This window comes from Methanocalculus sp. (assembly GCF_029762515.1).
Taxonomy (GTDB): Archaea; Halobacteriota; Methanomicrobia; order Methanomicrobiales; family Methanocorpusculaceae; genus Methanocalculus.
The window spans coordinates 1-4,404 of record NZ_JARVGN010000182.1; the positions used below are offsets into that span (position 1 = coordinate 1).

Here is a 4,404-nt window from a genome sequence, read left to right on the forward strand (position 1 = left end):
GTGATATCAACAACTCCGATTGCACCAATCGCATCTCCGTCCCTGTCGCGAAGAGGTGCAACCACGACGGGAACCCCTTTGTATATGCCGGTCTCCGGCCGTCTCTTGATCAGCTGATTTTTTGCAATCGCTTCCTCGAGAACCGGACCGGTATAGGTACGGTCAATGACCTTTCCCTCTTCAATCCTGATTCCTGGTTTGTCTGCCGATTTACCTGTAACCGGGAGTCTTGAGACGATCGTATGGATCGCCATTAAAACAGGCTCCAGATCATCGGAAGATGAATTGTGGGCAATGGTATACTGATGCATCATCCAACACTAAGAACCATACCTGCTCCATCTAAAAGAAGGTTTCCTTTCTACAGGCACAGAAGCTGGTAAGAAATCCCCGGGACGGATATTCATGGATTGTTGTCAGGATAACACGACCGGATCCAATCTCCTCTTCAATGAGGATTGGGTGTCCATCATGTGTGGTTGCAACAGGATCGCCATCGTACCCGTTACAATACCCGTCGCATTCGAATGCATCAAGGTCATAGCCTTCGAGGAGTAAGGCTGAATCAGTTTCTTTTCTGATTGTAATCTTCTGTGGCGCATATTCAAAATGGTATCCAACCGGAAACGGGAGCCAGTCATAACAGTCGGGGATATCGCCTCCCCCTCCAAAAACAAGGATCTCTCCGCCAGATTCAAGAAAACGCTTCATCCGGCTTTTTGTAGCCCTGAGGGCAGGGAGGACACGTGAATACTCCTTATTTGCAAAGCCTGTCGGAACGACAAGTGCTCCAAATGATCCCCTATAGAATGGGGCTGCAAGCAGTTGTGGTGTGACCAGCTCACAACAACCCACACAGTCGTCAATCAGCCTCTGAAACATGAGTTTATCCTCCCATATAACAGCCGGAGATCCATTCTTCATCCCTTGATCACCCCAAGTGGCAGGAATGTTGCAATGATTCTGGAGAGTCCTGCTTCATCGACGACGCGCACAACTTCATCGCTTGGTTTGTACATTGAGGGCGCTTCTTCAGCGATGGCATCGCCAGAAGGTGCCATGACAATAATCCCCTTCTTTTTGAGATCTGCTGCGACCTCGTTTCCACTGAGAGCATTTCTGGCAGCTTTCCTGCTGCTGACCCTTCCCGCTCCATGGCAGGTGCTCCCAAAGGTCTTCTGCATGGCAGTTTCTGTTCCTGCAAGCAGATAGGAGGCAGTCCCCATGCTTCCTGGTATAATTACCGGCTGGCCGGTTGCCTGATATTTCTCCGGCAACTCGGATCTTCCGGGGCCAAAAGCGCGTGTTGCCCCTTTCCTGTGGACACATACGCGCTGCTCTTCACCCAGGACTGTATGCACTTCCCATTTGGCAATGTTATGTGCAACATCATAGACAAGAGGCATCTCTTTGTAATCAATGCCAAATGTGCCCTCAAAGAGCAGACGGAGTTCATGAGTGATGATCTGGCGGTTTGCCCAGGCATAATTGGCAGCTGCTGCCATGGCACCGAAGTAATCCTGCCCTTCCCGGGAGGTCAGGGGGGCACAGGCGAGTTGCCTGTCGGGGAGCCTGATCCCATATTTTTTCGATGCCTTCTCCATTGTCCTGATATGATCGGTGCATACCTGGTGTCCAAGCCCGCGTGATCCGCAATGAATCATGCAACAGATGGTGCCTTCAGTGATGCCAAAAGCCTGCGCCGTCTTAACATCCTGTATGCTGGAAACAACCTGGAGTTCAAGGAAATGGTTCCCCGATCCAAGCGTTCCGCATTGGGGAATACCCCGTGTACGGGCCTTCTCACTCACCAGATCGGGGTTGGCTTCTCTCATACACCCATTCTCCTCGCAGAGAAGTGCATCATCGGGAAGCCCGAGCCCTTCATTGATGACAAAAGTTGATCCCCCACTGAGAAGCTCATCCAGTTTGGATCCCGAGAACCTGAGAGATCCTTTTGATCCGACACCGGTTGGAACCTTCTTATAGAGTTTGGAGATGATGGATCGTCTATCCTCAAGATCGTCCAGGGTGAGCGGTGTTGTTATCAGCCTGACACCACAGTTGATATCAAAACCAACACCGCCGGGTGAAACAATCCCCTCACTTTCAGAGAAAGCAGCCACACCGCCGATAGGGAACCCGTATCCCCAGTGAATATCGGGCATACCAAATGAATGTCTGATGATTCCGGGTAGTGTGGCAACATTGGCAAGCTGGCGTGCTGCACCTTCCTCCAGTGTTCTGCCAAGAGCTTCCGAGAGAAAAAGCCGACCTGATACACGCATATCGGGAACGTATCCAACGGGTATCTCCCATTCATGCACACCTGCTTGTTGAATCCCGTTCAGCATCGCAGATCACCTCATATGTCAAAGATAATCTCAGCACAGATCATCGTATCAATCTTCCTGATGAAGAGATCCGAGTATGAGATACCCTTGATTTCCCGTCCTCCTCCATGCCTTTCAGGGTCAAATGTCTCTCCACGGATAGTAGCAGACAGCCCGCCCTCGATAAAAACCACTTCTGTTTCACAGACAACAAACGATTCAACTTCAGAGACGAAGAGGAGTTCGGATAAAAACTCCCATAAGAGATCCTCAATGGTATCCGCGGAAACCTGAAGTCCCCTCTCTCTTTCTATCCTGCAATCTCCTGAATAGAGGGTACTGAAGAGTGCAGAAGAGGCAGTTCTGAAGAGTTCTTCATAACTCTCTGCTCTGATGCGTATTTTAACATCAGCTGTATGTTCAAGCTCTTCAAAACTCATCTGATTGTCCGTAGCTGAAATAACGGGGAACCATCTGCATGGTGATCGACTGGATCCATTTCACCTGGTACCGTGAGACATAGAGTGTGTAATCTCCGACAGCTATTGGTATGTCCGACGATTTTGGATTTTTTATAGATGTTGGGAGGAGAATCGGACCTCCACAGGATGTACACACCCGAAAGTCACATCCTCGTTCATTTATATAAGCGCGAACATCATCATCAACGGTGATCTCCGGCGTTTCAGGGATCTCTCCAAATGGTCTCCTCATGTATCTGATTAATGGGAAGGGGTTGATTAAAATAGTTCTGTTAGAGCCAGAGTTTTTCTTGAAAAAGAGTGTTCAGGTTGTTGCAACAACACGGGTCATGAGATCAAGATACTGTTCTTTAACCTCATAGATGCTGGTTGTTCCCTCGACATTCCGCCGAACATGAAGAATTCCTATACGGGAAGCAATGGTCCCGACCATGGATGCTACTGCTTTGATGCTGATACTGAACCTCTCATTCAATCGTGAATGGATCTCAGAGATGGTAAGTGAACGTATGCGTATGAACATTGAGAGCAGTTCTTTGCGAATGCCCGATCTGTCTCTTGAGAGATACGCCTTCAGGCGTGCTTCGATCTCCTTTTTAATCTCCCCCGCTGAGAGCATACACTGTATACTTCACTCTTCCTATATATTTGTATCGCTTTTATCCTGTAAAAAAATTGACTATTAAGGAAAAAGAGTCGATTGAAATCTCTTTTCTATCAATGAATACAGAATAGATCAGTGTTAATATAATGATGGTGTCTGTGTGTTCGGTTATATGCAGAAATGATATCTCTGTCCAATTTTTGTTCCATACGACATAATTTATATATGATTTGTATTCATCATAATCTGTTCCTTTAGGAGTTCATCTTCTGAACAAAACATTCTTCGAAGACAAAGAATACATTAGTTTTACCTATCTATTCGGGAAGTGGATGGAGTGTTGGATCATCGCTGTTCAATCTGTGGAGAGAAGGCAGTTGGGTGCCAGGTATATGGCTGCTGCGGATCATATGTCTGCCTTCTGCATGCGGATGCACATCTCCAGAGCCTCAAGCCTGGAGAAAGGAAGGAATGGGGAGCCTGTTATTACCTCAGGTTTTCAGAATCAAAAGAAGATGAATGAGTGTTTTTCTTCAGATCAGTTCACAAGCCTCCTTTTCATCAGGTTAAGCCCGATAATAAAAAATAACAGGGCAACCAGAAGCACCCAGACGATGTTGTAGAGGAGCATCGGGGAGAACTCTGCCATCGTTATCGCCCTGTTGACATTGACAATATTTGCAAGCGGCAGAAAGCCAAATGCAAAGTACTGGAGCGTCTGCGGAAGGATGCTTATCGGGAAAAATGTGCCTGAAAAGAGGAACATCGGGGTGATGAAGAGGAATGCCGGGTAATTGAGTGCGTCAATCCCCGGAGTGACTGCTGTGAAGCAGATCCCAATGGCTGAAAATAAAAATCCGGCAGGGAATGCAAAAGGAATCAGCAGGAGCGATGTCGGCATATCGATCACCCCGAAGAGGAAGAGTACCGGAATCATCAGGGCCGCATAAATTGTTCCCCGTGTTGCTCCCCAGAGGATCTCCCC

7 protein-coding genes are annotated in these 4,404 nt (G+C 47.8%); all 7 read right to left on the minus strand.

The window, feature by feature from the left end; genetic code table 11:
• Nucleotides 1-254 (minus strand): DUF2111 domain-containing protein (locus QCH34_RS07470; RefSeq protein ID WP_300332388.1); only part of this gene is annotated, 254 nt, incomplete at its 3' end.
• A gap of 88 nt (nt 255-342) precedes the next feature.
• Nucleotides 343-882: a hypothetical protein gene (locus tag QCH34_RS07475; RefSeq protein ID WP_300332391.1), complete on the minus strand. Its 540-nt coding sequence runs from the start codon at nt 880-882 to the stop codon at nt 343-345.
• Nucleotides 883-920: 38 nt separating this feature from the next.
• A complete protein-coding gene (locus QCH34_RS07480) occupies nt 921-2,354 on the minus strand; it encodes an RtcB family protein (protein WP_300332393.1) in 1,434 nt (477 codons plus the stop codon).
• An 11-nt stretch (nt 2,355-2,365) separates the two neighbouring features.
• The gene (locus QCH34_RS07485) at nt 2,366-2,773 is read right to left on the minus strand and encodes an archease (protein WP_300332395.1); all 408 of its coding nucleotides are present in this window, start codon (nt 2,771-2,773) and stop codon (nt 2,366-2,368) included.
• Nucleotides 2,763-3,047, minus strand: a complete 285-nt coding sequence (locus QCH34_RS07490; RefSeq protein WP_300332397.1) for a hypothetical protein — start codon at nt 3,045-3,047, stop codon at nt 2,763-2,765. The genes QCH34_RS07485 and QCH34_RS07490 overlap by 11 nt, the downstream gene beginning before the upstream one ends.
• Before the next feature lie 72 nt (nt 3,048-3,119).
• Nucleotides 3,120-3,434 (minus strand): DUF2551 domain-containing protein, encoded by a 315-nt coding sequence (locus QCH34_RS07495; RefSeq protein WP_300332399.1) that lies wholly within the window; start codon nt 3,432-3,434, stop codon nt 3,120-3,122.
• A gap of 523 nt (nt 3,435-3,957) precedes the next feature.
• On the minus strand, nt 3,958-4,404 hold a 447-nt coding region (locus QCH34_RS07500), incomplete at its 5' end, for an ABC transporter permease (protein ID WP_300332401.1).

Coding starts and splice junctions, on each gene's coding strand:
- QCH34_RS07490 (WP_300332397.1), bottom strand. CDS start 3,047: ATGAGGAGACCATTTGGAGAGATCCCTGAAACGCCGGAGATCACCGTT.
- QCH34_RS07480 (WP_300332393.1), bottom strand. CDS start 2,354: ATGCTGAACGGGATTCAACAAGCAGGTGTGCATGAATGGGAGATACCC.
- QCH34_RS07475 (WP_300332391.1), bottom strand. CDS start 882: ATGTTTCAGAGGCTGATTGACGACTGTGTGGGTTGTTGTGAGCTGGTC.
- QCH34_RS07495 (WP_300332399.1), bottom strand. CDS start 3,434: ATGCTCTCAGCGGGGGAGATTAAAAAGGAGATCGAAGCACGCCTGAAG.
- QCH34_RS07485 (WP_300332395.1), bottom strand. CDS start 2,773: ATGAGTTTTGAAGAGCTTGAACATACAGCTGATGTTAAAATACGCATC.